The sequence below is a fragment of the Nostocoides sp. genome, assembly GCF_035343835.1.
Lineage (GTDB): Bacteria > Actinomycetota > Actinomycetes > Actinomycetales > Dermatophilaceae > Nostocoides_A > Nostocoides_A vanveenii.
In genome coordinates this window covers 1-1671 of record NZ_DAOQZV010000394.1, presented here as the reverse complement: position 1 = coordinate 1671, position 1671 = coordinate 1, and the positions used below count along the sequence as shown (strand labels likewise).

The following is a 1671-nucleotide window of genomic DNA, read 5'->3' as shown; positions in this document are numbered from 1 at the left end:
GGGGTGTGAAAGTACGGAAGTGCCTGTCCTGCAACGGGATACTTGGACTTACGACAGTTCAAAGTTCCTGAGCGGGAAGGCACTCCGTAGGTGAAGCGTACTTCGTGGTCGAGCGGGTTGGCGATATCTGGTGACGGGTCGGGCGTGGTCGCCCACGCGGGCAGCGTCGCGGTGCGGCTTCTTGCCGATCGGGTCGGCCTGACCGAGACGCTCTCGACGGCCCTCGTGCGGCGCGGTTTCGTCCCGGGTCATGACCGGGGCCGGGTGCTGGTGGATGTGGCCACGATGCTGGTCGCCGGTGGTGAAGCGATCTCGGATATAGACACGCTGCGTCACCAAGACCATGTGCTCGGGCCGGTGGCGTCGCCGGCGACGGTGTGGCGCGCGTTGGACGAGCTGGCCGATACCTCGGCGAAGCGGGTCGCGGCCGCGCGGGCCAAGACCCGCAAACGGGTGTGGGAGCTACTGCCGGGCGGGCTCCCGGCGGCGCGAGTGGCCGACAGCACGTTGCCGAAGGATCTGGTCGTGCTGGATGTCGACGCCACGATCGTGATCGCCCACTCGGAGAAGGAACACGCGGCGCGGACGTTTAAGAAGACCTTCGGGTATCACCCGATCGGGGTCTGGTGCGATAACACCGGCGAACTGCTCGCCGCGACGTTGCGGCCGGGGAACGCCGGCTCGAACACCGCCGCCGACCACACCGGCGTGTTGAGCGAGGCGATCGCGCAAATCCCCGCCCCGCACCGCAAGAGCCTGTTGATCCGGGTCGATGGGGCCGGGTACTCCCACGAGCTGCTGGACTGGATCACCAGGATGAACACCGCGAAAACCAGTGGGAGGCGGGGCCGTTCGGTCCAGTACAGCGTCGGGTTCGCGGTCACCGAGACCATCCGCGAGGCCATCACGCGGGTGCCGAAACGGGCCTGGACCCCCGCGATGGACGCCGACGGGGATGTCCGTGAGCACGCCGACATCGTCGAGATCACCGGCCTACTCCCGAAGGAGATGACCGAGAAATGGCCGACAGGGATGCGGGTGATCGTGCGTCGGGAACACCCCCACCCCGGCGCGCAACTCTCCCTCTTCGAACACGCCGACGGGTGGCGCTACCAAGCATTCGCGACCAACACCACCACCGGACAGTTGGCGTTCCTCGAAGCCCGCCACCGCGCCCACGCCCGCGTCGAAGACGGCATCCGGCACGCGAAAGACACCGGCCTCGGCCGCTTCCCCTCCCCCGCAAGCGGGAGGTACCCCCACCGCGAATACGGCATCAACACCACCTGGCTTCTCGCCGTCGCGATCGCCGCCGACCTGACCGCCTGGCTACGGCTGCTCGCGCTGCCCGAGACGTTGAAGACCTGCGAACCGAAAGCGCTGCGCTACCGCTTCCTCCACATCCCCGCCCGACTCACCACCAGCGGACGACGCCGCCACCTCCGCCTGCCGGAAACCTGGCCCTGGACCCAGGCCGCCGTCGCCGCATTCACCGCTGTGATGGCCATCCCGCTCCTGACCTGACAACACACTCGGCCCTGACCACCGCGACCCAAGGACCCTCGAAGACCCGCACCGCAGCGCCACGCGGCACCAACGCCTGCCCCCACACGCCGACAGCCCCTCCGCGCACCTCACGTCATCAAACCGCTGCCCCGTGAAAGACGGAGG

The 1671-nt window shown here is 68.2% G+C and carries 1 protein-coding gene; it reads left to right on the top strand.

Translation table 11 applies throughout. The features are described from left to right. Positions 1 to 90 precede the first annotated feature (90 nt). Positions 91 to 1524 carry an IS1380 family transposase gene (locus PKH97_RS16475; RefSeq protein ID WP_324388690.1) on the top strand — a complete coding sequence of 478 codons (1434 nt, stop codon included), beginning with the start codon at positions 91 to 93 and terminating at the stop codon, positions 1522 to 1524. Positions 1525 to 1671 lie beyond the last annotated feature (147 nt).